Source organism: Bradyrhizobium sp. KB893862 SZCCT0404, assembly GCF_018130885.1.
GTDB classification, from domain to species: domain Bacteria; phylum Pseudomonadota; class Alphaproteobacteria; order Rhizobiales; family Xanthobacteraceae; genus Bradyrhizobium; species Bradyrhizobium stylosanthis.
Genome location: NZ_JAFCLT010000008.1, coordinates 210,830 through 235,085 on the forward strand (window position 1 = coordinate 210,830; position 24,256 = coordinate 235,085).

General features: G+C 65.4%; 21 protein-coding genes. 9 read left to right on the top strand and 12 right to left on the bottom strand.

The genetic code is table 11. From position 1 onward, the window contains the following. Window positions 1–3: 3 nt before the first annotated feature. Window positions 4–909 (top strand): helix-turn-helix domain-containing protein, encoded by a 906-nt coding sequence (locus JQ617_RS28580; RefSeq protein ID WP_212029227.1) that lies wholly within the window; start codon window positions 4–6, stop codon window positions 907–909. 294 nt (window positions 910–1,203) lie between these two features. Then, the gene (locus JQ617_RS28585) at window positions 1,204–1,815 is read left to right on the top strand and encodes a LabA-like NYN domain-containing protein (RefSeq protein WP_212029228.1); all 612 of its coding nucleotides are present in this window, start codon (window positions 1,204–1,206) and stop codon (window positions 1,813–1,815) included. A 24-nt stretch (window positions 1,816–1,839) separates the two neighbouring features. Here the strand turns inward: JQ617_RS28585 and pcaG are convergent, their stop codons facing one another. Beyond that, entirely contained in the window at window positions 1,840–2,466 is a 627-nt protein-coding gene (pcaG, locus tag JQ617_RS28590) for a protocatechuate 3,4-dioxygenase subunit alpha (RefSeq protein ID WP_212029229.1), read from the bottom strand. A gap of 5 nt (window positions 2,467–2,471) precedes the next feature. Continuing rightward, entirely contained in the window at window positions 2,472–3,260 is a 789-nt protein-coding gene (gene pcaH, locus JQ617_RS28595; RefSeq protein WP_212029230.1) for a protocatechuate 3,4-dioxygenase subunit beta, read from the bottom strand. 96 nt (window positions 3,261–3,356) lie between these two features. Here pcaH and JQ617_RS28600 point away from each other — a divergent pair, with 96 nt between their 5' ends. The 3 genes from JQ617_RS28600 (at window position 3,357) to JQ617_RS28610 (ending at window position 7,222) form a co-directional block, all read left to right on the top strand. Continuing rightward, window positions 3,357–4,286: a LysR family transcriptional regulator gene (locus JQ617_RS28600; protein WP_212029231.1), complete on the top strand. Its 930-nt coding sequence runs from the start codon at window positions 3,357–3,359 to the stop codon at window positions 4,284–4,286. 80 nt (window positions 4,287–4,366) lie between these two features. Beyond that, window positions 4,367–5,671 carry a nicotinate phosphoribosyltransferase gene (pncB, locus tag JQ617_RS28605; RefSeq protein ID WP_212029232.1) on the top strand — a complete coding sequence of 435 codons (1,305 nt, stop codon included), beginning with the start codon at window positions 4,367–4,369 and terminating at the stop codon, window positions 5,669–5,671. A 237-nt stretch (window positions 5,672–5,908) separates the two neighbouring features. After that, window positions 5,909–7,222: a GGDEF domain-containing protein gene (locus tag JQ617_RS28610; RefSeq protein ID WP_212029233.1), complete on the top strand. Its 1,314-nt coding sequence runs from the start codon at window positions 5,909–5,911 to the stop codon at window positions 7,220–7,222. A 6-nt stretch (window positions 7,223–7,228) separates the two neighbouring features. Here the strand turns inward: JQ617_RS28610 and JQ617_RS28615 are convergent, their stop codons facing one another. Further along, a complete protein-coding gene (locus JQ617_RS28615; protein WP_186467810.1) occupies window positions 7,229–7,849 on the bottom strand; it encodes a TetR/AcrR family transcriptional regulator in 621 nt (206 codons plus the stop codon). A 51-nt stretch (window positions 7,850–7,900) separates the two neighbouring features. On the opposite strand from JQ617_RS28615, the gene JQ617_RS28620 reads away from it, so the two are divergent. The 3 genes from JQ617_RS28620 to JQ617_RS28630 all read left to right on the top strand — a co-directional run bounded on the left by JQ617_RS28620 (window position 7,901) and on the right by JQ617_RS28630 (window position 12,611). After that, window positions 7,901–8,167, top strand: a complete 267-nt coding sequence (locus JQ617_RS28620; protein ID WP_212029234.1) for a hypothetical protein — start codon at window positions 7,901–7,903, stop codon at window positions 8,165–8,167. A gap of 350 nt (window positions 8,168–8,517) precedes the next feature. Beyond that, the gene (locus tag JQ617_RS28625) at window positions 8,518–11,922 is read left to right on the top strand and encodes an acyl-[ACP]--phospholipid O-acyltransferase (protein WP_212029235.1); all 3,405 of its coding nucleotides are present in this window, start codon (window positions 8,518–8,520) and stop codon (window positions 11,920–11,922) included. A 5-nt stretch (window positions 11,923–11,927) separates the two neighbouring features. Further along, window positions 11,928–12,611, top strand: coding sequence for an alpha/beta fold hydrolase (locus JQ617_RS28630; RefSeq protein ID WP_212029236.1), 684 nt, complete (start codon window positions 11,928–11,930; stop codon window positions 12,609–12,611). Here the strand turns inward: JQ617_RS28630 and JQ617_RS28635 are convergent. The 5 genes from JQ617_RS28635 to tcuA all read right to left on the bottom strand — a co-directional run bounded on the left by JQ617_RS28635 (window position 12,604) and on the right by tcuA (window position 16,970). Beyond that, entirely contained in the window at window positions 12,604–13,170 is a 567-nt protein-coding gene (locus tag JQ617_RS28635; RefSeq protein ID WP_212029237.1) for a disulfide bond formation protein B, read from the bottom strand. The genes JQ617_RS28630 and JQ617_RS28635 overlap by 8 nt on opposite strands. Before the next feature lie 10 nt (window positions 13,171–13,180). Beyond that, window positions 13,181–13,339, bottom strand: a complete 159-nt coding sequence (locus JQ617_RS28640; RefSeq protein ID WP_212029238.1) for a DUF5993 family protein — start codon at window positions 13,337–13,339, stop codon at window positions 13,181–13,183. Between the two features lie 71 nt (window positions 13,340–13,410). Then, window positions 13,411–14,517: a tricarballylate utilization 4Fe-4S protein TcuB gene (tcuB, locus tag JQ617_RS28645; RefSeq protein ID WP_212029239.1), complete on the bottom strand. Its 1,107-nt coding sequence runs from the start codon at window positions 14,515–14,517 to the stop codon at window positions 13,411–13,413. A gap of 4 nt (window positions 14,518–14,521) precedes the next feature. After that, window positions 14,522–15,550, bottom strand: coding sequence for an alpha/beta hydrolase (locus JQ617_RS28650; protein WP_212029240.1), 1,029 nt, complete (start codon window positions 15,548–15,550; stop codon window positions 14,522–14,524). A gap of 28 nt (window positions 15,551–15,578) precedes the next feature. Continuing rightward, window positions 15,579–16,970, bottom strand: coding sequence for an FAD-dependent tricarballylate dehydrogenase TcuA (gene tcuA, locus JQ617_RS28655; protein ID WP_212029241.1), 1,392 nt, complete (start codon window positions 16,968–16,970; stop codon window positions 15,579–15,581). A 150-nt stretch (window positions 16,971–17,120) separates the two neighbouring features. Here tcuA and JQ617_RS28660 point away from each other — a divergent pair, with 150 nt between their 5' ends. Beyond that, complete coding sequence (locus JQ617_RS28660; RefSeq protein ID WP_212029242.1) at window positions 17,121–17,804, top strand: GntR family transcriptional regulator; 684 nt, start codon at window positions 17,121–17,123, stop codon at window positions 17,802–17,804. A gap of 13 nt (window positions 17,805–17,817) precedes the next feature. Here JQ617_RS28660 and JQ617_RS28665 read toward each other — a convergent pair whose 3' ends face one another. From JQ617_RS28665 to JQ617_RS28680, 4 genes are all read right to left on the bottom strand, one after another. Next, window positions 17,818–18,900 carry a HupE/UreJ family protein gene (locus tag JQ617_RS28665; protein WP_212029243.1) on the bottom strand — a complete coding sequence of 361 codons (1,083 nt, stop codon included), beginning with the start codon at window positions 18,898–18,900 and terminating at the stop codon, window positions 17,818–17,820. A gap of 18 nt (window positions 18,901–18,918) precedes the next feature. Next, window positions 18,919–19,392, bottom strand: a complete 474-nt coding sequence (gene ybaK / locus JQ617_RS28670; RefSeq protein WP_212029244.1) for a Cys-tRNA(Pro) deacylase — start codon at window positions 19,390–19,392, stop codon at window positions 18,919–18,921. A gap of 202 nt (window positions 19,393–19,594) precedes the next feature. Continuing rightward, window positions 19,595–22,363, bottom strand: coding sequence for a formate dehydrogenase subunit alpha (fdhF, locus tag JQ617_RS28675; protein WP_212029245.1), 2,769 nt, complete (start codon window positions 22,361–22,363; stop codon window positions 19,595–19,597). Continuing rightward, on the bottom strand, window positions 22,360–24,069 hold the full coding sequence (locus tag JQ617_RS28680; RefSeq protein ID WP_212029246.1) for an NADH-ubiquinone oxidoreductase-F iron-sulfur binding region domain-containing protein: 1,710 nt from the start codon (window positions 24,067–24,069) through the stop codon (window positions 22,360–22,362). Before JQ617_RS28680 ends, fdhF begins: the two co-directional genes overlap by 4 nt. Between the last annotated feature and the right edge of the window lie 187 nt (window positions 24,070–24,256).

Genomic DNA, 24,256 nt, shown 5'->3' on the forward strand with positions numbered 1-24,256 from the left:
CCGATGGAGGGTTTTGCCAATGTCTTGTACTATTCGAACATGAGGACCACAGCCCCCGCCCCAGCGATCCGGGTCTACAATCTGTTCGGCGAATCCGGCGATCTGCCCGACGTCGTGCATTGCGAGACGATCGCGTCGCGCTCGGTGCTGCACGACTGGACTTTGGCCGTGCACCGTCATGCGAGGCTGCACCAGGTGCTGCTGATCGAGCGCGGCGGCGGCGAGGCGACGCTCGACGGGCGCGTGGCGCCGCTGAAGCCGATGCAGATCGTCAATGTGCCGGTCGGCCACGTTCACGGCTTCCGTTTCGTGCCCGACACCCAGGGCTGGGTGCTGACCATCGCCGCCGAAATCCTGGACGAGGCGCTGCTCGCCGCAGAAGGCTTGCGCGGAGCCTTGTCGCGGTCGGCCGTCGTGCGCGGCACGCCGCAGATCCGCGCCACCATGAAGCAGATCTTCGCCGAGCACGCCGCCCGCGATTTCGGCCGCGCGCATGTGCTGCGCGCCCTGTCGGCGGCCATGATCGGGCTGGTCGCCCGCGCGCTCACCGGGGAGAGCGGCGGCAACGGCACCGCGGAAAGCAGCCTGTTTCGCCGCTTCGAAGCGCTGCTCGAGCAGCATCATCTGGAACGCTGGAGTGTCGCGGACTACGCAGGCGCGCTGTCGATCACGCCGACCCATCTCAACCGGGTGACACGCGCGGCGACCGGCGACACCGCTTCGCACCTGATCCTCAACCGCCTGATCCGCGAGGCGCGGCGCAACCTCGTCTACACCAACCTGCCGGTCTCGACGATCGCCTATGCGCTCGGCTTCGAGGACCCCGCCTATTTCAGCCGCGTCTATGCCGCGGCTACGGGACTGTCGCCCCGCGCCTTTCGCGCGCAGCTGCATGACGGTGAAGGCTGACCATCGGACGTTGCCGGCGCGCCCTACTTACCTTCGTATATGGGGTGCTATCCTTTGGATAGACGCCGTTTACCTCCGTACAGTTGAGCAGGGAGTGCGCGCGCCTTAACGTGGCTGCATTCGGCGCCCAGCGCCGGTGGCATGGAACCTCCCTGACCTGGGCGCAAGGCGGCTTCCCCTCCAGTCGCCTGCGCCGCTTTTTAAGCGAGCCGCGCGCACTGGTGTCTTGCCGCCGACACACCGTATCTTTGCGGGGACAGGCTGGCTTCGTGCGGAACTTGGGATTTGTGCAGAATGTCTTCAATTGGGAAGATCGCGCTCTTTATCGATGGCTCCAATTTCTATGCCACCTCGAAGGCGCTTGGCTTCGACATCGATTACCGGCGTCTGCTCGGCGAATTTCAAAGCCGGGGCACGTTGTTGCGCGCCTTCTACTACACGACCCTCATCGAGGATCAGGAGTTCTCGTCAATTCGTCCGTTGATCGATTGGCTCGACTATAACGGATACACCGTCGTCACCAAGCTCACCAAGGAGTTCGTCGACGCCACCACCGGCCGCCGCAAGGTGAAGGGCAGCATGGATGTCGAGCTCGCCGTGAATGCGATGGAGCTTGCCGATCGTGTCGATCAGATCGTGCTGTTCTCGGGCGACGGAGATTTTCGTTCGCTGGTGGAAGCGCTGCAACGCCGCGGTGTCCGCGTGACGGTCGTGTCCACACTTTCCACTCAGCCCCCCATGATCGCCGACGACCTGCGCCGGCAGGCGGACGTCTTCATCGATCTGATAGAGCTGAAACCAAAAATTGGGCGCGATCCGGTCGACCGCCCGGGATCGCGCGAGGTGCGGCAGCCGCCGCAATTCCTCGCGCGGGGAACGGTCAGACGCGACGACCGGGTGGAGTGACCCTGCGGCACCACCGCCGGACGGTCACACGTCGAAGAACACCGTCTCCTCCGCGCCCTGCAAATTAATGGTGAAGGAATACACGGCCTTGCCGCCGCGCTCGCTGCGCGTGGCAATCAGCGTCTTGCGACGCACCGGCGGCTCGACCAGGTTTAGCACGGGATCGGCGGCGTTGGCGGCCTCCTCGTCCGAGAAATAGAGCCGGGTGTTGAGACCGATATTGATGCCGCGCGCGACGATCCAGACATTGATGTACGGCGCGCATTTGCAGCCCGCCTTGTCGATGATCGCACCCGGCTTGATGGTCTCGAAGGTCACGAGGCCGGTGTCGAAATCGGAGCCGCCGCGGCCCCAGCCGCGAAACTCCTGCTCCAATGCGCCGGCCGAGCGGTCGGCCGGATGGTTGTAGCGGCCGGCCGCATTGGCCTGCCAGATTTCGAGCAGCACGTCGCGCAGCGGCGAGCCGCTGCCGTCGAGCACCTTGCCCTCCAGCGTGATGCGCTCGCCCTTTGTGTTCGGCGTCACCAGCACGTTGGAAAAATTCTTCTCGAAGATGTCGAAGCCCGCCATGGCCGGGATCAGGCCGATATGGACGTACGGGCCCGCGGTCTGCGAGGCGGTTTCCTTGAGATAGTTGAGCGGCTGCGGCATGGACGTCAATTCCCCGCGGTGCGATTTTCAAAATAGGTGGAGCGCTGGCCGCGCAGGACGATGTCGAAGCGATAGGCGAGCGAGTCGAACGGCGTCGAGGCGTTGAGATCGAGCGGCGCGACCAGGCGGTCGAGCGCGTCCTTGTCCGGGATCGTCGTCAGGATCGGGCAGACCGGGATCAGCGGATCGCCCTCGAAATACATCTGGGTGATGAGGCGCTGGGCGAATCCCGAGCCGAACACCGAGAAGTGGATGTGGGCGGGACGCCAGCTGTTGACGAAGTTGCGCCAGGGATAGGGGCCCGGCTTCACGGTGCGGAAGTAATAGTAGCCGGTGTCGTCCGTCAGCGCGCGGCCGCAGCCGCCGAAATTCGGATCGATCGGCGCGAGATACGTGTCCTTCTTGTGCCGGTAGCGGCCGCCGGCATTGGCCTGCCAGAACTCGACCAGCGTGTTCGTCACGCCGCGGCCGGTCTCGTCGAGCACCCGGCCGTGGACGATGATGCGCTCGCCGACGGGATCGCCGTCCTTGGCGTAGTTGCGGATCAGGTCGTTGTCGAGCGGCCCGAGATCGTTGTGGCCGAACACGGGCCCGGTGATCTCCGAGACCGAGTTCTCGATCGAGAGCAGCGACTGGCGCGGGGAGCGCAGCACCGATGACTTGTAGCCGGGCGCATGCGCCGGCGGATGGATGGAGCGGTCGCGCTGGAAGAAGCCGCCGTCGCCGAGCGGCGGCGTGAACGGCTCGGGGCGGTTGAGGCGGGGATCCCTTAAGGCTGGCGCCTGGGCATTCATCGGCGTTGTCTCTCCCTGGGGGCGCCCGGTCCGGGCGCGCGGCTTGTTTGGGAGATCATGGGCCGGTCTATTCTCAAGATAAATAGATCGATTATAATGAATTACATGAAGGAAATCGATCATTTGGCCCTCGACGGCCACGCCCTCGAACTGTTCCTGGCCGTGCTGGAGGAAGGCTCGGTGACGGCAGCGGCAACGCGGCTCGGCCTGACGCAATCCGCGGTCAGCCATGGCCTGAACAAGCTGCGGCGGATCGCAGGCGATCCGCTGTTCGCGAAATCCGGCCGCGGCATCGTCGCCACGGCGCACGCCCAGGCACTGGCAGCGAAGGCGCGCGCGCTGATCGACGAGATGCGCAGCTTCGCCGGCGGCGTCAGCTTCGTGCCGGCACAGGCGCAGCTCTCGCTGACGATCGCCGCCAACGATTTCCAGCGCGACCTGCTGCTGCCGCGCTTCTTCGGTCATGTCGCCGGACAGGTGAAGAGCCTGAACCTGCGCGTGATCCCTTCGCAATCGCCCTCGCCCGCGATGCTGCGGGAGAACCGCTGCGATCTCATGATCACGCCGCTGCCACCCGCCGGCGTCGACATCGTGCAGAAGCGCCTGCTCAGCGATCACTACGTCTGCTACTACGATCCGAAGTCGCGCGCGGCGCCTGCCGGCCGCGGCGCCTATCTGGCGGCACGCCACATCACCGTCGTCTATACCGACAACGAGCGGCTCGACTTCGACCGCCGCCTTGCGGCCAACGGCTTCCATCGCGACATCGCCATCTCCGTGCCGAGCTTCTCGGGCGTGCCGTCTTTCCTGCGCGGCTCGCAGATGCTGGCGAGCATGCCGAGCCTGCTGGCATCCGGCGTGATGGGCGGCTTCGCACAGACGCGCATTCCACTGGCGTCGCGCACGCGGACGCTGGCCGAGCTGCCGATGTTCATGGTCTGGCACCAACGCTTCCAGAAAGACCCGGCCCATCGCTGGATCAGGAGCCAGCTCGAGATCGTCGCGACGACGGCGGCGGGCGGCTGACCCCCTGCCTATGCCGCGCGGAAGCCTGCCCTTCGTGAAACCCACTGGTTGCGCGGCGGCGGCCACGCTAGAATTCGGCCATGACAGTGACCGATATTGCGAGCCGGACCTACAATCACAGCTGGCGGCTGGACCCCATCATCCGCAGCCTGCTGGATACCGACTTCTACAAGCTATTGATGTTGCAGATGATTCGGGAGGATTACCCGGGTCAGAAGGTGACCTTCTCGGTCATCAACCGCTCGCGCCATGTGCGGCTCGCCGAGATCATCGACGAGGGCGAGCTGCGCGCCCAGCTCGATCATGCCCGCACCATCCGCTTCAGCAAGAAAGAGCTGATCTGGCTCGCCGGTAACACGTTCTACGGTAAGACCCACATGTTCTCGGCGGACTTCATCCGCTGGCTCTCCGAATTCCGCCTTCCCGAATACGAGCTGCGCAAGGTCGAAGGCCAGTACGAGCTGCACTTCCACGGACCGTGGACCCACACCTCGATGTGGGAGATCCCGGCACTCGCGATCCTCAACGAGCTGCGCTCGCGCGCGGCGATGAAGGGCCGCGGCCGCTTCGAGCTCGACGTGCTCTACGCCCGCGCCAAGGCCAAGCTGTGGACCAAGGTCGAGCGGCTGCGCAAGCTGGAGAATTTGCGGCTCTCCGACTTCGGCACCCGCCGCCGCCACGGCTTCCTCTGGCAGCGCTGGTGCGTCGAGGCGGTGAAGGAAGGCCTGGGCCCGTCCTTCATCGGCACCTCCAACGTACTGCTCGCGATGGACAACGATCTCGAGGCCATCGGCACCAACGCGCACGAGCTGCCGATGGTCGCGGCTGCGCTCGCCAAGGACGACGAGGAATTGCGCTGGGCGCCCTATCGCATCCTCGACCAGTGGCGCCAGACCTATGGCGGCAACCTGCTGATCGCGCTGCCCGATGCCTTTGGCACCAAGGCCTTCCTGCGCGATGCGCCGGACTGGGTCGCCGACTGGACCGGATTCCGTCCCGACAGCGCGCCGCCGATCCAGGCCGGCGAGGAGATCATCGCCTGGTGGGAGAAGAAGGGCCGCAATCCCAGGGACAAGCTGCTGGTTTTCTCCGACGCGATGGATGTCGGATCGATCGAGGAGACCTACCATCATTTCAGCGGCCGGGTGCGGCTCTCGTTCGGCTGGGGCACCAACCTGACCAACGATTTCGTCGGCTGCACGCCGGACGGCTCGTTCAATCTCGATCCGATCTCGCTGGTCTGCAAAGTGTCGTCGGTGGACGGCCACCCCGCGGTCAAGCTCTCCGACAATCCGGAGAAGGCGACCGGCCTGCCTTCGGAGATCGAGCGCTACCTGCGCGTGTTCGGCGACGCCGGCCGCGTGCGCAAGCCGGTGCTCGTCTAGCAATCCTCTCGATCGGGTAAATCGCACAACACGAATCCGCGGCTTCGGTGCGCCGATGCCGCGCCAGTTCCGCTTCGCCGGTATTTGAAGCGATCTGCGGCCATCCACTTCACGACGCCTTCACCCTGCGAGGCGGTCCCCCGCATTTTTCAGGTCGAGTTAAGCAACCTTCCCCTCTACTTGGCGTTGCAGGCGCAACGCTCCGCTGGGGTCGTTGATCGATTTGGGGAACGCAGAGTGTTTCGCAAAACACCGTCGTCGATGAAGGGACGCAGCTTCCTTCATGTCATCAAGCTCGTGTCGCCTTTCGTGATGGTCGTGGTGCTCCAGGCGACGATTGCGGGATTCAGCCTCGAGGTGATGTCATCCGTCCGCGCCTATGTCGCGGGCGAAGCGCTGTGGTCGCGCTCGCAGAAGAACGCCGTCTATTTCCTCAATCTCTATCTGCATTCGGGCGAGCCCAGCCAGTTCGCGCACTACCAGACCTCGCTCGCCGTTCCCATCGGCGACGAGTTCGCACGCTGGGCGCTCGAGCGCGATCCGGTCGACGTCGAGGCGGCCCGCGTCGGCTTCCTGCAAGGCGGCAACCACCCCGATGACGTCCCGGGATTGATCTGGCTGTTTCGCTATTTCAGCGGCGTCAGCTTCCTCCAGGAGGCGATCCGCGAATGGGCCGCCACCGATCCCATGCTGCTGGAGCTGAGCGTGTTCGGCGAGGTCATCCGCTCCGAGCTGGCAAACGGCCCAGTTCAGGACACCGGGCGCCTGCAACATCTGTCGTCGCGGCTCTCGGAGCTCAACGCGCAATTCACGGTGCACGCCAAGCGTTTCTCCACCGTGCTTGGCGAAGGCTCGCGCGCCATCAAGGTGACGCTCACTTGCATCAACATCGTCACGGCCGTGACGTTGATCCTGCTCCTGATCTGGCACACAAGGCGATTGGTGCTGCAAAGGCAAGCGTTCGAAGATGCCCTGCATGCCGAGAAGGAGCGCCTCGCCTGGCAGGCATCGCACGACTGGCTGACGGGGCTCGTCAACCGCCGCGCCTTCGAGGCGCGCCTGCAGGCCGAGTTGGACAATGTCGCGGCGGGTCCGCTGGGACTGATCCTGCTCGACCTCGACCAGTTCAAGAACGTCAACGACAGCTGTGGTCATCTCGCCGGCGACCGCCTGCTCTGCCAGGTCTCGCGCCTGCTGCAGCAGGACCGGCGGCCGCATGATCTGGTGGCTCGGCTCGGCGGCGACGAATTCGGCCTGATCCTGCCGCAGTGCTCGCCGTCGAACGCCGTCGACGTCGCCGAACGGCTGCGGCGGGCGTTCGAGCAGTTCAACTTCGTCTGGGACGATCGCTGCTTTGCGGTGACCGCCAGCATCGGCGTCACCTGCATCGCCGACCGCGGCACCTCGCTCGAGGACGCGATGCGGCGCGCGGACGCCGCCTGCTATCGCGCCAAGGAAAAGGGACGCAACCGCGTTCAGGTCGACAACATTCGGCCCGACGTCATCGTCGTCGCCGCGCGGCCGCGCGAAGCCATCGCGGCGCAAGGCTGATCGCCCTCACCTCGCCGGCTGAATTCCGAGGCCGGCAAGATGCACGTCGATGAATTGCTCGACCTGCTGGCGCAGCATCTGGGGCGGCACCGCCACCATGCGCTCTTCGAGGCCGAGCGAGATGATGCCGTGCACCGCGGAGAACAGGGTGCGCGACAGCAGCGCGACCTTCACGTCGTCCGCAGCCGGTAGCACCCGCTCCAGCGGCGCGTGCATCAGCGCGAAGGCGTCCATCACCATCTGAAGGATGTCGTCCGGATAGGGTCGATCGTCCTCCATCCGGTGCTCGAACAGCGAGCGCAGCAGATTGGCGTGCTCCGCAAAGAATTCGAGATAGGTCTCGGCAAGCCCATAGAGCTGACGAATAGGATCCTCCGCCGGCACCCCGCGCAGCCGGACCGTGAGCGCCTGAACGGTCTCCCGGTTCACGGTCAGGATGACCCCGTCGAAGTCGCCGAACTCGTTATAGACGCTACCGACCGAGCATCCGGCGGCCACGGCAACATCCCGAACCTTGAGCGATCTCAAGCCCTTAGCAGCGATAATGCCGCGGGCGATCTCCAGGATCTGGAACCGGCGCCGATTTTTTTTCTGGTCTCGTGGCGATTCTTCTTGAACATTGTTCATTTTCAAGCTACTCATGTGAACATTGTTCAATTTAACCTGGAGACCTGCAAAATGCAAACCCTCGCTGTTGATATCGCTTCGACCTTCATCGATGACGCCGCGGCTCTCGTGACCGGCCTCGGCCGGGCCCTGCTCAGGTTCGCGATGGCCCCGATCGACCGTATCGCCAATGCCTGCGACATTGCCGGCGTGCTCACCGAACGCCGCGCGACCTTCCGGATGTGGCGGGCAAATCGTGCCCGTGCGCGCCGCGATGGCCGCAGGTTCAGCCTGCTCGGCCGCCTCTCGCCCTTTCGCCACCTCACCCATCTCACCTGAGATGCGCGAAGCGGCTCGAATGCACGACAAGGGTGCAATGAAGGACTTACCATGTCCCGACATTCGCAGCCGATGCCGCAGGCCTTACCGATGCGGTTCAGTTTTTCCTCACGGCCCGTCGCATATCCGGGTCAGCCCGGCCCTTCCGGCCAAAGCTGACCTGGCCGCAACGGGAAATTTGCGAACCTAACCAGACCGTTCGGAGACCAACAGGATCAGAGGGACCAGGGGGACAGAGCAGACCGACGATCATCGTCACTCTGCAATCGTTCGTCCCATGCCCTTCCGGTCGTGACGCTTTCACCGCCACCGAAACAATCTCAGGCTGCCTTTCCAAGACAGGACTAGTCATGATCAGGGAATTGATGTCGTCACGCCGCTTTGCGCCGCTGTTCTGGGCGCAATTCTTCTCGGCGCTCAATGACAACGTGCTCAAGAACGCACTCGTCATCATCCTGCTTTACAGCGCCGTGACCGGCCACGGCGATGCGCTGGTGACGGTCGCGGGCGCCGTCTTCATATTCCCCTACTTCATCCTGTCCGGGCTCGGCGGCCAGCTCGCGGACAAATACGTCAAATCCGTCGTCGCACGGCGGCTGAAATTCGCCGAGATCTTCGCCGCGGGCTTTGCCGCCGCCGGCTTCTTCCTGCATTCGGTGCCGCTGCTGTTCGCAGCGCTCGCATTGTTCGGCACCATCGCCGCGCTGTTCGGCCCCGTGAAATACGCGATGCTGCCGGACCAGCTCGAGCTCGGCGAGCTCGCGACCGGCAACGCGCTGGTCGAAGGCGCAACCTTCATGGCGATCCTGCTCGGTACCGTCGCCGGCGGCCAGTTCGTCGCAGGCTCGGCGCATATGGGCTGGGTTGCATCGGCCGTGGTCGTACTGGCGCTGTTGTCATGGGCCTTCACCTCCCGCATTCCCGCGACCACACCGTCCGCGCCTGATCTTCCCGTCAACGCCAATCCCTGGACCTCGACGGTCGGCCTGCTGAAGACACTGCATGCCGACCACCGGCTGTGGGACGGCACCGTGATCGTCTCCTGGTTCTGGCTGGTCGGCGCCATTGTGCTGTCGCTGCTGCCGGCGCTGATCAAGGAGGTGGTCGGCGGCACCGAAGGCGTGGTGACGTTGTGTCTTGCGGTCTTCGCGATCGGCATCGCCATCGGCTCGCTGTTCGCCGCCAGCCTGAGCCATGTTCGTCCGAACCTCGCGCTGGTGCCGATCGGCGCCATCATCATGGGGTTCTCCGGCCTCGATCTCGCCTGGGCCATCGGTGTGACCACCAAGGGCCAGGACATCGCCGCGATCGATTTCGCGACCTCGTTCTCCGGCCTGCGCATGCTGGCCGACTTCGTCGCCTTCGCATTCGGCGGCGGCCTGTTCGTCGTCCCGTCCTTCGCTGCCGTCCAGGCCTGGTCGGCTCCGAACGAGCGTGCCCGCATCATCGCCGCCGGCAACGTGCTGCAGGCCGGCTTCATGGTGGCCGGCTCGCTGTTCGTCGCGCTGCTGCAGGCGGGCGGATTGCACGTCGGCTGGATCTTCTTCGGCCTCGGCGTCGCGAGCTTCGGCGCAGTCTGGTTCGTGCTGACCAAATGGGGCAAGGAGGGCGTGCGCGATGCCGGCGGCCTCTTGTTCCGCGCGCTGTTCCGCACTGAGGTTCGTGGCCTCGAGAACCTGCCCCCTCCGGGCACCCGCATGCTGATCGCGCCCAACCATGTCAGCTTGATCGACGGCCCGCTGCTGCACGCCGTGCTGCCGATCGACGCGAGCTTCGCGGTGGATACCGGCATCGCCAAGGCCTGGTGGGCCAAGCCGTTCCTGCGCGTGGTGAAGCACTACACCATGGACCCGACCAAGCCGCTGGCCGCGCGCGACCTGATCAAGCTCGTTGCCGCGGGCGAGCCTGTCGTGATCTTCCCGGAAGGACGCATCACTGTGTCCGGCTCGCTGATGAAGGTCTATGACGGCACCGCGATGATCGCGGACAAGGCCGACGCCGTGGTCGTGCCGGTGCGCATCGAAGGCGCGCAGCGCTCGCATCTCAGCTATCTCAACTCCAGCCAGATCAAGCGCTCCTGGTTCCCGCGCGTGACGGTCACGATCCTGCCGCCGGTCAAGCTGCCGGTCGATGCCGCGCTGAAGGGCAAGGCTCGCCGCAATGCCGCCGGCGCCGCGCTCCAGGACGTGATGATCGATGCCATGGTCAAGAACGCCATGCTCGACCACACCCTGTTCGAGGCGCTCGGGCACGCCTATCGCGACCGCGACACCGGCAAGGTGATCATCGAGGACGCGCTCGGCACCAAGCTGACCTATCGCAAGCTGATCCTCGGCGCGCAGGTGTTGAGCCGCAAGCTCGAGACCGGCACCGCCGTCGGCGAGAATGTCGGCGTGCTGCTGCCGAACTCCGCAGGCGTTGCCGTCGTCTTCATGGCGCTGCAAAGCATCGGCCGTGTCCCGGCGATGCTCAACTTCTCCGCCGGTCCCGTCAACGTCCTCGCCGCCATGAAGGCCGCGCAGGTCAAGACCGTGCTGACATCGAAGGCCTTCATCGAGAAAGGCAAGCTCGACAAGCTGATGGCCGCGATCTCCGCCGAGGCGCGCGTCGTTTATCTCGAGGATGTCCGCGCCTCGATCGGCACCGGCGACAAGATCAAGGGCCTGCTCGCCGGCACCGCGCCGCGCGTCGCCCGCCAGGCCAACGATCCGGCCGTCGTGCTGTTCACGTCGGGATCGGAAGGCACGCCGAAGGGTGTGGTGCTGTCTCACCGCAACATCCTCGCCAACGCCGCGCAGGCGCTGGCGCGGGTCGATGCCAACGCCAACGACAAGGTGTTCAACGTGCTGCCGGTGTTCCACTCGTTCGGCCTGACGGGCGGAATGATGATGCCGATGCTCGCGGGCATTCCGATCTACATGTATCCCTCGCCGCTGCACTACCGCATCGTGCCGGAGCTGATCTACCAGACCGGCGCGACCATCCTGTTCGGCACCGACACGTTCCTCACCGGCTACGCCCGCTCGGCGCATGCCTACGACTTCCGCACCCTGCGCCTCGTGATCGCGGGCGCCGAGGCGGTCAAGGATCGCACCCGGCAGGTGTTCATGGAGCGCTACGGCATCCGTATCCTCGAAGGCTACGGTGTCACCGAGACAGCGCCGGTGCTGGCGATGAATACGCCGATGGCCAACCGCCCCGGCACCGTCGGCCGCCTGTCGCCGCTGATGGAAAGCCGCCTCGATCCGGTCCCCGGCATCGAGGAAGGCGGACGTCTCTCCGTGCGCGGGCCGAACGTGATGCTCGGATACTTGCGGGCCGAAAATCCAGGCGTGCTCGAAACGCTTCCCGAAGGCTGGCACGACACCGGCGACATCGTGGCGATCGACGCCGCCGGCTTCATCACCATCAAGGGTCGCGCCAAGCGCTTTGCCAAGATCGCGGGCGAAATGGTCTCGCTGTCGGCGGTCGAAGCCATCGCGACGGCGCTGTGGCCGCAGGCCGGCTCGGTCGCCGTGTCGATCCCCGACCAGCGCAAGGGCGAGCGCATCGTGCTGCTGACGACGGAAAAGGCCGCCGAACGCAGCGCGATGCAGGCCCAGGCCAAGGCGATCGGCGCCTCCGAGCTGACCGTTCCCGCGGCGATCCTGGTGGTCGACAAGGTGCCGCTGCTCGGCACCGGCAAGACCGACTACGTCACGGCAACGACGATGGCCCGCGAGCAGGCGTCCTCGCCGGAGCGCGAGGTCGCGTAAGCGAGATGCATGAGGCGCCTCAATCAGGCGACGCGCGATGCCCCGGAGTGGTTCTGCTTCACGGCATCGCGCGCACCTCGGCATCCCTGGCGAAGCTGGAACGGGCGCTCCAGGGAAGCGGGTTCACGACGCTCAATATCGACTATCCCAGCCGGCGCGAACCGATCGCGGATATCGCGGACGACATCCATCCGGCGATCGCCCGTTTCGCCGAACGCGACGCGCCGCTGCATTTCGTCGCGCATTCGATGGGCGGCCTCGTCGCGCGCGCTTATATCGCAAGACACCGGCCGGCCCGGCTCGGCCGCGTCGTGATGCTGGGCACGCCGAACAGCGGCAGCGAGGTCGCCGACCTGCTGCAGGGCTTTTCACCCTACCGCGCATTCTACGGACCGGCCGGCCTCGAGCTGACGACCACACCTGCGACCGCACCGAACGCCCTGCCCGCCATCGACTATCCGGTTGGCGTGATCGCCGGAAGCCGCTTCATCGATCCCGTTGCCGGTCTCCTGGTTTTGCCGAAACCGAATGACGGGCGGGTCTCGGTGCGAAGCGCGATGCTGGCGGGCATGACCGACCATGTCATCGTGAAGGCGTCACACACCGGGCTTCCACGTCACCCCGCCGCGATCGAGCAGACCATCGCCTTCCTGCGCGACGGCCGCTTCCGCGCCGCCTCCGTCACCTGAGCAGGAGATAGCGGACCGGGTTGTCGTCGCACTGCCCCGCGCCGCATTCCAGCACGGTGGATAGGAGATTTGCCGCGACCAGCAGCGCGAAGATCGCGAAGACCGCGTTGGATGCGAACCCGGTCACGGGCGCATCCCCTTCTCGCTTGCCGGCCGCATCCTTCAGGACAAAGACCAGCGCGACGTAGCAGATGATTCCGACCGCGGCGATCAGCGCCCAGGTGTAGAAATGCAAGCCCCACAGCGCCGAGCCGTATCCGGGATCGCCGGGCGCCAGATGCAGCGAGACCTGCCGCATCGCGATGAAGCCGGTGACGAGGCCGGCAATGAGGATCATCGCGTAGTGCGAGGGACGCTCACCGAGGCGCATGTTGAACAGGAAACCCATGCCGATTGCGATGAACCCGGCCCGTTGCAGCAGGCAAAGCGGACAGGGCAGCTCGCCAAGCGCAAGCTGGTAGGTGAATGCGACCGTGAGGATCAAGGAGATCCCAAGCAAGCCGAGCATATTCAGGATCGCGCCGACCGGTCGTTGCTCGCCCATCTGTGCAGAGTTCATCTCGACGCCGTCAGAACGAGAACTTCAGGGGATCGGTCGCGTGGTGGAAGAACCATGCGACTGTCACGACGATCGTTGCGCCCCAGAGCACATAGCTCAGTCCCGCGCGCGCATGCCAGACGGACGCACAGCCCGCGAGCGCCAGCAGGAACGGCAGAAACATGTACATAAGGCAGGGCTCCTCGACCGATTCGCGCATCGCGCGAACGGCCCAAGAGATACGTCAGCCCGGCATACCCCTCAAGAGCCGGCTTCGCTTCGCCTCTCCTGCGCGTAGCGCACCAGCGCGACAAAGCGATAGATGCCGTGGACGAACTTGCCATAGGGCATGGTGATGAACAGCGCGAACACCGCGCCGAGATGCAGCGCCAGCAGAGGGCCCATCGCAGCGGTCTCTCGCAAGACCAGAAGCAGCATGCCGGTGATGCCGGTCAGGAACAGCATGGCGATGAAGCCGACGTCCATGCCGTAGCGGTTCTCGTCGAGCAGCGCCGGATCGCGCCGCATCTTGGCCGTGAACAGGCCGACCGGCCCGACGATCAGGCCGACACCGCCGAGCGTGCCCAGCACGACGGGCAGGTCCCACCACGGATAGGGCGCCTCGCGGCCAAGGAGATAATGATACAGCGTGCCCACGGACGTCGCGGCGAAGCAGAGCAGGAAGCCGTAGAACGTCAGATGATGATACAGCTTGCGCCGGTCGGTCGGCTTGTCGTCCTCGTTGTAGCAGCCGACGCCGCCGCCATGGAGATAGCGCAGCTCGCCGGCATCGCGGATCGCCTGGAAGATCGAGCCGCCGTCGGCGCGGCCGCCGATCGGCGGGCTGATGTCGCGCCAGAAGGCGCGCACGCTCATGACCAGCGCGAGAATGGCGTAGAGAAAGGCAACGCTGAACAAGGCGGCCATCGCGTTATGCGGCATCAGCTTGTAGAAAGCGCCCGGCCCGGTGTGGACGCCGAACAGCACGCTGCGGTCGTTCAGCGCGGCGAAGCCGAAGATGAAAGCCGCCATGCTCAGCGCGGCAACGACGCTGATAACGAGCCCGTTGCGTGCGAAGGCGCCGGAGAGCGCCTGCGGCCAGGCATAGGCCGCATAGGACTCGGCGCGCGCGACCGCGAGCGTCTGGGGAACGTTGACGTTGAACTCGTGCGGCGGCGAGAACTGGCAGTCGACATAGCAGGCGCCGCAGGAATGACAGAGATTGGCGAGGTAATTGAGATCGCCATCGGAGAAGGCGCGGCGCATCTCCATGGCAGGAAATACCGCGCAAAGACCCTCGCAGTAGCGGCAGGAATTGCAGACCGTCATCAGACGGTCGGCTTCGTCCAAAATTCTGGTTCCGTGCATGGCTCTACTTCGTCAGGCCCTTGGCCTCGAGCCATTTCTGGATCAGGCCCGCGACCTCGAGGTTGTTCTTGTCCATCATGACCATATGCGAATTGCCCTTGATGCCGGTCTGCGGGAGGTCGACGACGTCGACACTGCCTCCCGCCGCCTTGATGGCGTCGGCAAAGGCGATGCCGTTGGCGCGGATCTTGGGCCAGCGCGAGTCTTTCTCGATATAGTCGCCATAGATGATGAGGGTCGGGATGTTCTTCAGCACATCAGCCTTGGCGGGGTCGCCGAGGCCGGCCGGCTCGATCGCGATCAGCGCCTTGACCTTGTCGGGCCGGGCTTGCGCCACCTTGAAGCCGAAGCTGCCGGCCTGGCTGTGGAACAGCAGCACCGAGGGGCCGACGCGATCGATCTCGGCGATATAGGCGGCGATTGTCGCATCATCCGTCGTGGTCCAGCGCGGGACGTTCTGCTTGACGAAGTTCTCGTAGCCCTCGACCGGAAACTGGTTGCCCGGCAGGACCTTTCGCTTGGCGGGATCCGGATCGTAGGAGTTTGGTCCGTCGCCGATGCGGAAGCGCTCGAACGGATTGGACGTGGTGAGGAAAACCGGCTCGCTCTTGAAGATGTCGGGGTATTGCGCCCAGCCTGCGCGCCCGCGCTCCACCGCATCTGAATTGTAGACCGCCCAGCCCTTGCGCAGGAAATAGTTCAGCCAGCCTTCGCGTCCGTCGGGCGTGGTCTCGTAGGTGACGCCGGTCAGCCCGCCGCCGTGCCACATCAGCAGCGGATAGGCCCCCTTCTCATTGGCCGGCAGGAAATACTGCACATACATCTGCTCAACCTGATAGGTGCCGTTGGGATCGACCTTGGCCGGCACGCCACCCGGCGTGAACACGACTGCCTTCACCGGCTTGCCGGAGATCTCGACGAGGCGCCCGCCGACGTGGAACGAACCCATGTCGCGCAGGGTGATCGGCTCGCCGGCGCGGGCTTGGCCGACCATCAGCAGCGCCGCGATCGAAGCTATGGCAATGCGTGACATGGTTTCTCCCTTTGTCGTTCTTCTTGATCTAGTTCTTCGCGTGGCGCGCCGCTTCACGCCCCGCGATGCGCCCGAACACGCTGCCGATGGTCATGCCCATGCCGGCCGCATAGCCCTTGCCGAGCACGTTGCCGGCCATGATCTCGCCGGCCGCGAACATGTTGGCGGCCGGCTTGCCGTCGGCCATCAGCATGCGCGCGTCCTTGTTCACGCGCGTGCCGAGATAGGTGAAGGTGATGCCGGGCCGGACGGGATAGGCAAGATAGGGTGGTGTCTCGATCTTGCGCGCCCAATGCGTCTTCTGCGGCGTGATGCCTTCGGTGCGGCAGTCGTCCAGAATGGTGTGATCGAACGTGCCGGGCTGCACCGCCGCGTTGAATTCGGTGATGGTCTTTTCCAGCGCAACCGGATCGAGCTCGAGCTTGCCGGCGAGCTCGGCAATGGTCTGCCCGGCGATCGGCGGGAACAGCGTCGGCATGAAGCTCGTCACGACCGTGGAATCGAAGATGATGTAGGCGATCTGATCGGGCTGCCCCGCGACGAGGCGGCCCCAGATCGCGTAACGCTTCGGCCAGATATCCTCGCCCTCGTCATAGAAGCGCTGCGCATGCTTGTTGACGACGATGCCGAACACGACGGAGTCGTGGCGCGTGATGATGCCGCCGTCGAATTTCGGTGCGCGCGCGTCGATCGCGACCGCATGGCACTGGGTGGGATCGCCGACCTCCTGCACGCCCTTGTCGAGCAGCATCTTCAGGATCGAGCCGCGATTATAGGGCGTGCCGCGGATCAGGAAATTGTCGGCGGCTTCGCCCCAATATTGCTTCAGCCATTCGATGTTGGCCTCGAACCCGCCGGCCGCGGCGACCAGCGACGTCGCGCGGATCTCGGTCTCACCCCTGATCGGCCGCTTGAGGCGCGCGGCCAGGAACATGCCGTCCTCGATCACGAGGTCGGTCACTTCCGCATCGTATTCGACGTCGACACCGAGCCGTTCGGCGGTGAGATAGAGCGCGTTCAGCATGGCCCGGCCGCCGCCGAGGAAGAAGGAGTTGGTGCGGCCGAGGCTCAGGGTGCCGCCGAGCGAGGGCTGCCAGCGCACACCCTGCTCCACGATCCAGTTCAGGATATCCTTGGACTCCCGGATCATGTGACGGGCGAGCACTTCGTCGGTCTGCCCGCCGGTCACACGCAGCAGATCCTCCCAGAACTCCTCCTCGGTGTAGGGTCCGGTGAGGATTTCGGTGGCGGCGTCGTGGGCACAGCGCATGTTGCGGGTGTGGCGGGTGTTGCCGCCCCGGTAGAATTTTGGCGCGCCTTCGAGCACGAGGACGGACGCGCCGGCACGTCGGGCGCTGATCGCCGCGCACATCGCCGCGTTGCCGCCGCCGATCACCAGCACGTCGTATTTGCTGCTCATGCCCTCTGTCCGATGCGGCGAAGTTGGACACATTCTGCCCGCCGCCGTTCCCGGTCAATGCGGTCCGCCATTGCGCACCTTTGTATACAAAGATATACAAAGATGACGCAAGCGGCATCTCTGCATGGGCAGGATGCGCCCTGGGGGAACATGGCCAGACGTACGGCGAAGACAGGCGGATCGATCGCACGCGGCGCCGGGGTGGCGCTCGGCGAAGCCGTGTTCCGCTCGCTGTGCGAGGCGCTCCAGGCCGGCAGCTATCGCGCCGGCGACCGCCTGCGTGAGGAGGAGGTCGCGCAGCGGCTGAAGGTCAGCCGCACGCCGGTCCGCGAGGCGCTGGGGCGCCTGGCGGCGCGCGGCTTCGTCGAGCCCGCCGGCGGCCGCGGCCTGATCGTGCGCAACCTCGACATATCCGAGGTGCTGGAGCTCTACGCCATGCGCGAGATCATGGAGGGTGCCGCCGCGCGCCTTGCCGCCGAACACGCTTCAGTCACGGAGATCGACGCACTCAGGGACATCGAGCACGCCTTTGTCGAGGCGTCCGCGACCGACGCCGCCGAGATGGCGAAGCTCAACCGCGCCTTCCACGAGGCGATCTGCCGCGCGGCGCGCAACCGCTATCTCGACAACGCTTCGCGGGAGCTTCAGGACTGGATTGCCCTGCTCGGCCCGACCACATTCACCGTGACGGGGCGGCCCGCGACCAGCCACGGCGAGCATCAGGCGATCATCGAGGCGATCGCCGCGCGCGACGGCGACAAGGCCGAGCAGCTCGCGCGTGCGCATATCCGCGAGGCGCTGCGCTGCCGGCTGAAATTGTTGCAGAAGCAATAGGCTACCTGTCCGATCACACCTCGAACATGCGCGTCAGCAGCCAATAGCCGCCGAGCAGCCCGATGGCCGCGGACATCGTGTAGACGATCGCTGCCGCTCTCGCCGGCTCGTCCCGGCCGCGTGCGATGAGCCGGTCCAACAGGCCGAGCACCGGCAGCGCAACCGCGACGATCGCGATCTGCCCGATCTCGACGCCGATGTTGAAGGCCGCCAGTGCCGGGACGATCGCGTCCGGCGGCAGGCCGATCTCGCGAAGCGCGCCGGCGAAGCCGAAGCCGTGGATCAGGCCAAACAGAAAGGCCACGCGCCAGCGCCTGTCGATGTCGCGCGAAAAGAAGTTCTCGGCCGCCACGAACACGATCGAGGCCGCGATCGCGGGCTCCACGATGCGGCTCGGGATCACCAGAACGTCCAGAGCCGCCAGCGACAATGTCAGCGAGTGAGCGACGGTGAACGCGGTCACGATCTTGATGACCGGAACGAGCCGGCGCGCCCACAACACGACTGCGATCAGAAAGGCGATGTGATCGTAGCCGAGAAAGATGTGCTCGATGCCGGTGAGGAGATAGCGCTGCATGGTCGAGAACAGCGGCGGTGCCGTTGAGAGCGTGACTGCCGTCGTGCCGGCATCGAGCAAGGCCTGCGTCTCGGACTGACCTTGCGCGATCAGCACCACCTGGCGCGCGGTCTTGTCCCGCTCGGTCAGCACGGTGGAATGATAGACGATGTCGCCGGCGAGGTTCGCGCAGGCGAAGCTGTTGCGATAGATGATGCCGTCGCCGTCGGGCAGGATGGCGGCATCACCCGGCGCGCAGGCCGTGCCGCCGGCTGTCACGGCGAGGTGCGTGGCAAGATAGGCAAGGATGGCCGCCCGCGCCGCGTCCACAGCGGCCGGATCGACCGCATCCTGCCTCACATCATAGGTCTTCGTGCCGGCCAGGCGATCGACATCGCTGCCCTTCAGCCCGAGCTCGACGCTCACCATGCGCTCGCCGGTCAGCGCGAGCCGCGCCGTCACGAGGTTGATCTGATGCGCCTCGGCCGGAAGGCAGAACCAAAGCAGGGCCTGCAGCCACAGGAGCCGCGGCCACCTCACGATCCCGCCCCATCGCCTTCACGCCAGCACATCCGCGACGACCGCCTTCAGGACATCCCGCACGTCGGTGGGCTTGAGCCGCACCTGCAAGCCGCGCTGGCCGCCATTGAGATAGACCAGGTCATGCGCGAGCGCGCTCTGCTCGATCACAGTGCGGACCGGCTTGCGCTGCCCGAACGGGCTGATGCCGCCGACCTTGAAGCCGGTGACGCGCTCAGCCTCCGGCGGCTTCATCATCTGAGCCGACTTGCCGCCCGCGGCGGCGGCAAGCTTCTTCATGGAAACTTCCTGGTCGGACGGCACGATGACGCAGACCGGCTTGCCGTCGACCAGCGCCATCAGCGTCTTCAACACGCGCGCCGGGTCTTCGCCGAGCGCAGCCGCCGCCTGCAGCCCGATGCTCTCGGCGTCGGGATCGTAATCGTAGGTGTGGACGGTGAAGGCAACGCGAGCCGCGTCAAGCGCGCGTGTGGCTGGGGTGGCTTTGGACATGGGCCACGTTTACCACCGTGGGGCACGCTGACACCACACAATCAGTGTCATCGCCCGGCTTGACCGGGCGATCCAGTATTCAAGAGGGCCGCGTTGGCGAACTCGCTCTTGCAAATTCCGCCGCGGCGTATGCCCCGGACAAGCCGGGGCATGACGGTGGTTGCTTTGACGAGCCCCGTGCGCGGTGACGACGCGGCCTTGCCTACTCCGCCGCGTCCCGCATTTCCGCCCGCTCGGCCCTGGCCGCGCAGAACTTGAACTCCGGGATCTTGCCGAACGGATCGAGCGCGGGGTTGGTGAGCAGATTAGCCGCCGCCTCCGCGTAGCAGAACGGCATGAACACCATGTTCTCCGGCACGTCGCGGTCGGAACGGACTTTGACCTCGACGGCGCCGCGGCGGGTCTCGAGGCGAATGAAATCGCCGGGCGCGAGCTTCTTCTTGCGCATGTCCTTCGGCGACATGAAGGCGACTGCCTCCGGCTCGATCTGGTCGAGCACCTGTGCGCGGCGGGTCATCGACCCCGTGTGCCAGTGCTCCAGCACGCGGCCGGTCGACAGCACCATCGGGTATTCGGCGTCCGGCAGCTCGTCCGGCGGGATGACCTTGGCCGGCACGATCTTGCCGCGGCCGCTCGCGGTCGGGAAGCCCGTGGTGAAGATGATCTCGTTGCCGGGCTTGTTCGGATCGTCGACGGGATAGGTCACCGCGCCTTCGCGCACCAGCCGCTCCCAGGTGATGTTCTTCAGCGACGGCATCAGCTCTGCCATCTCGGTGAAGACGTCGCCGGGACCGGCATAATCCCACGGCAGGCCCATGCGCTTGCCGATCTCCTGGATGATCCAGAGATCCTGCCGCGCATCGCCCGGCGGCTTGATCACCTGGCGCGCGAGCTGCACGCGGCGATCGGTGTTGGTGAAGGAGCCGTCCTTCTCGGCAAAGGCCGAAGCCGGCAGGATGACGTCGGCGTGGAACGCGGTCTCGGTGACGAAGAGATCCTGCACCACGAGATGATCGAGCATCGCGAGTGCCTGGCGCGCGTGCTGCAGATCGGGATCGGACATCGCGGGATTCTCGCCCTCGATATACATGCCCTTGATCTCACCGGCATGGATCGCATTCATGATCTCGACAACGGTCAGGCCGCGGACGGGATCGAGATCCTGCTGCCACAGCTTTTCGAAGCTTCCGCGCAGATCGTCGCGGCCGACCGGCTGGTAGTCCGGCAGGAACATCGGGATCAGGCCGGCGTCGGAGGCGCCCTGCACGTTGTTCTGGCCACGCAGCGGATGCAGGCCGGTGCCGGGACGGCCGACCTGGCCGGTGATCAGCGCCAGCGCGATCAGGCAGCGCGCATTGTCGGTGCCGTGGACGTGCTGGCTGATGCCCATGCCCCAGAAGATGATCGACGATTTTGCGCGCGCATAGGTGCGGGCAACCTCGCGCAGCGTCTGCGCCGGGATGCCGCAGATCGCTTCCATCTTCTCCGGCGTGAACTCCTTGATCTTTTCCTTGAGGTCCTCGAACCCCTCGGTGTAGCCAGCGATGTACTGATCGTCGGTCAGGCCTTCGGTGATGATCGTGTTGATCATCGCATTCAGCATCGCGACGTCGGAGCCGGGCTTGAACTGCAGATGCTTGGTCGCATGGCGCGACAGCGACTGCCGGCGCGGATCCATCACGAAGAGCTTGGCGCCGTTCTGCTTGACCGCGTTCTTGATGAAGGTCGCGGCGACCGGATGGTTCACGGTCGGGTTGGCGCCGATCACGATGATGACCTCGGCGTCCATCGCCGCCGAGAACGGTGCCGACACCGCGCCGGAGCTCAGGCCCTCGAACAGCGCCGCCACCGACGAGGCGTGGCACAGGCGGGTGCAGTGGTCGACATTGTTCGAACCGAAGCCGGTACGCACCAGCTTCTGGAACAGATAGGCTTCTTCGTTCGAGCCCTTGGCCGAACCGAAGCCCGCGAGCGCCTTCACGCCCTTCTCGTCGCGGATCTTGACGAGGCCCTTGGCGGCGATGTCGAGCGCCTCTTCCCAGCTCGCTTCACGGAAATGGGTGAAGGGATTGGCGGGATCGACCTGGTCGTTGGAATCCTTCTTCGCATTCGGCAGCCGCACCAGCGGTTTCGTCAGGCGGTGCGGATGGTGGATGTAGTCGAAGCCGAAGCGGCCCTTGACGCAGAGGCGGTTGTGGTTGGCAGGGCCGTCGCGGCCTTCCGCATAGATCACCTTCTCGTCCTTGACCTCGTAGGTCACCTGGCAGCCGACGCCGCAGAACGGGCAGAGCGAATCCACCTTCTTGTCGGCATAGGTGACGCGGGTCTGGTTCTCGTCCAGCATCACGGCCGGCATCAGCGCGCCGGTCGGACAGGCCTGCACGCATTCGCCGCAGGCGACGCAGGTGGACTCGCCCATGGGATCGTCGAAGTCGAACACGATCTTCGAGCCATGGCTGCGATAGGCCATGCCGATGACGTCGTTGACCTGCACTTCGCGGCAGGCGCGCACGCACAGGCCGCACTGGATGCAGGCGTCGAGATTGACGCGCATCGCCGGATGGCTGGCGTCGGTCTCCCAGCGCTCGGCGGCCGGGAAGCGGCTCTCGGTGACGCCCGTCGTCTCGGCCCAGTGCCAGAATTTCGAATCCGGATCGTGGCTCGTCTCGCGCGCCGGCTGGTCGGCGACGAGCAGCTCCATCACCATCTTCTGCGCCGCCGTCGCGCGCGCGGATTCGGATTTCACCTTCATGCCGACCGACGGCGTGCGCTTGCAGGACGCCGCCAGCACGCGCTCGCCCTCGATCTCGACCATGCAGGCGCGGCAGTTGCCGTCGGGGCGATAGTCGGGCGCCGGCGAATAACAGAGGTGCGGGATTTCGCGGCCCTGGCGCTTAGCGACCTGCCAGATCGTCTCGCCGGGATTGGCCTCGACCTGCTTGCCGTCGAGCTCGAACGTAATCTTCGTCATTCGGCCGCTTCCTTGAACTCGTCAGGGAAATATTTGATCACGGAGGACAGCGGATTCGATGCCGCCTGTCCGAGCCCGCAGATCGAGGCATCGCGCATCGCCTGGCTCAATTCTTCCAGCAATGCCCGGTTCCAGACCGGCTTCTGCATCAACTGCGCCGCCTTCTGGGTTCCGACGCGGCACGGCGTGCACTGGCCGCAGCTCTCGTCCTCGAAGAACTTCATCAGGTTCAGTGCGGCTGCGCGCACGCTGTCCTTCTGCGACAGGATCACGATCGCCGCCGAGCCGATGAAGCAGCCGTATTTCTCCAGCGTGCCGAAATCGAGCGGGATGTCGTCCATCGATGCCGGCAGGATGCCGCCTGAGGCGCCGCCGGGCAGGTACGCGTAGAACTGATGGCCGTCGGCCATGCCGCCGCAATATTCGTCGATCAGCTCGCGCACGGTGATGCCTGATGGTGCCAGCTTCATGCCGGGATTCTTCACGCGGCCAGAGACCGAGAAGCTGCGCAGGCCATGACGCTCGTGGCGACCATGGCCCTTCCACCAGTCGGCGCCCTTCTCGACGATGTCGCGCACCCACCACAGCGTCTCGATGTTGTTGATCAGCGTCGGCAGGCCGAACAGGCCGACCTGGAACGGATAAGGCGGCTTGTGCCGGGGCAGGCCGCGCTTGCCCTCGATGCTTTCCAGCAGCGAGGATTCCTCGCCGCAGATGTAGGCGCCGGCGCCGCGGCGCATGTGCAGCGTCGGGCCCCCGGCGGGAAGCTTCGCGATCTCGCGCTCCAAAATCTCGCGCGAGGCCGGATATTCGTCGCGCAAGTAAATGTAGACGTCGGAGGCCTGCACCACATGCGCGCCGATCAGCATGCCCTCGATGAAGCGGTGCGGATCGCTCTCGAGATAGACGCGGTCCTTGAACGTGCCGGGCTCGCCCTCGTCGCCGTTGATCGCCATCAGGCGCGGACCGGGCTCGCCCAGCACCGCGCGCCATTTGCGCCCGGTCGGGAAGCCGGCGCCGCCGAGGCCGCGCAGCGAGGCATCGTCGAGCGACTTCAGCAGGTCGTCCTTCGACAACTCGCCGGAGCGCAGCCGATTGAGCAGCTTGTAGCCGCCGCCCGCGACATAGGCGTCGTAGTCGACATATTTAGGCAGATGCGCGTGGGTGTCGCCGGCCTTCGCCGCAGCCATGACATTGGCGACCGTGGCATGGTCCACGAAATTGTGTCCGACTTCCGCGGCGGGCGCGGTATCGCAGCGGCCGACGCAGGGCGCGCGGACGACACGGATGCCAGGACCGGACGCACTCTGCAGATCCTCGAGCAGCTTCTCGCCGCCGAGCATCGCGCAGGTCAGCGAATCGCAGACGCGGATCGTCAGCGGCGGCACATCAGGCTCGCCTTCCTTCACCACGTCGAAATGCGCGTAGAAGGTCGCGGTCTCGAACACTTCGGCGAAGGCGAGCTTCATCTCGTCGGCGAGCGCGGCAAGATGCGCAGCCGAGATCTGGTGATACTTGTCCTGGATCAGGTGCAGATATTCGATCAGGAGATCGCGCCGCCGCGGCCGGTCGCCGAGCAATTGCTCGATCTCATGCGCGGCGGTCGGATCGACCTGCCGCCCCTTGGGCGTAGACTTGGCGCGCCGGCGCCCCTCGCCCGGATGCTCGAATTCCCTGACCTTGTGAACGTCGTCGTTGCTGCTCATGGAAACGTCGCGTTCTCCTCAAAAGCGCGAAATCTCAGGGCGGGATTGCCATCGCGATCCACCCCCATTCCAGACCTGGCACTCGGGAACCGCGTCGCACGCGTCCCACGGATCAGGTCTCATTCCAGGCAACTGTAGCCTCTGGTATACCAGAGGCCAAGTAAATTTAGAACGTCTCTATAATCAT

Coding starts and splice junctions, on each gene's coding strand:
- tcuA (WP_212029241.1), bottom strand. CDS start 16,970: ATGAGCAGCAAATACGACGTGCTGGTGATCGGCGGCGGCAACGCGGCG.
- pcaG (WP_212029229.1), bottom strand. CDS start 2,466: ATGCCGCAGCCGCTCAACTATCTCAAGGAAACCGCCTCGCAGACCGCG.
- JQ617_RS28635 (WP_212029237.1), bottom strand. CDS start 13,170: ATGAACTCTGCACAGATGGGCGAGCAACGACCGGTCGGCGCGATCCTG.
- JQ617_RS28620 (WP_212029234.1), top strand. CDS start 7,901: ATGCAAACCCTCGCTGTTGATATCGCTTCGACCTTCATCGATGACGCC.
- pncB (WP_212029232.1), top strand. CDS start 4,367: ATGACAGTGACCGATATTGCGAGCCGGACCTACAATCACAGCTGGCGG.
- JQ617_RS28630 (WP_212029236.1), top strand. CDS start 11,928: ATGCATGAGGCGCCTCAATCAGGCGACGCGCGATGCCCCGGAGTGGTT.
- JQ617_RS28585 (WP_212029228.1), top strand. CDS start 1,204: ATGTCTTCAATTGGGAAGATCGCGCTCTTTATCGATGGCTCCAATTTC.
- JQ617_RS28640 (WP_212029238.1), bottom strand. CDS start 13,339: ATGTACATGTTTCTGCCGTTCCTGCTGGCGCTCGCGGGCTGTGCGTCC.
- JQ617_RS28600 (WP_212029231.1), top strand. CDS start 3,357: ATGAATTACATGAAGGAAATCGATCATTTGGCCCTCGACGGCCACGCC.
- JQ617_RS28615 (WP_186467810.1), bottom strand. CDS start 7,849: ATGAACAATGTTCAAGAAGAATCGCCACGAGACCAGAAAAAAAATCGG.
- JQ617_RS28650 (WP_212029240.1), bottom strand. CDS start 15,550: ATGTCACGCATTGCCATAGCTTCGATCGCGGCGCTGCTGATGGTCGGC.
- tcuB (WP_212029239.1), bottom strand. CDS start 14,517: ATGCACGGAACCAGAATTTTGGACGAAGCCGACCGTCTGATGACGGTC.
- fdhF (WP_212029245.1), bottom strand. CDS start 22,363: ATGACGAAGATTACGTTCGAGCTCGACGGCAAGCAGGTCGAGGCCAAT.
- JQ617_RS28680 (WP_212029246.1), bottom strand. CDS start 24,069: ATGAGCAGCAACGACGACGTTCACAAGGTCAGGGAATTCGAGCATCCG.
- JQ617_RS28580 (WP_212029227.1), top strand. CDS start 4: ATGGAGGGTTTTGCCAATGTCTTGTACTATTCGAACATGAGGACCACA.
- ybaK (WP_212029244.1), bottom strand. CDS start 19,392: ATGTCCAAAGCCACCCCAGCCACACGCGCGCTTGACGCGGCTCGCGTT.
- JQ617_RS28625 (WP_212029235.1), top strand. CDS start 8,518: ATGATCAGGGAATTGATGTCGTCACGCCGCTTTGCGCCGCTGTTCTGG.
- JQ617_RS28660 (WP_212029242.1), top strand. CDS start 17,121: ATGGCCAGACGTACGGCGAAGACAGGCGGATCGATCGCACGCGGCGCC.
- pcaH (WP_212029230.1), bottom strand. CDS start 3,260: ATGAATGCCCAGGCGCCAGCCTTAAGGGATCCCCGCCTCAACCGCCCC.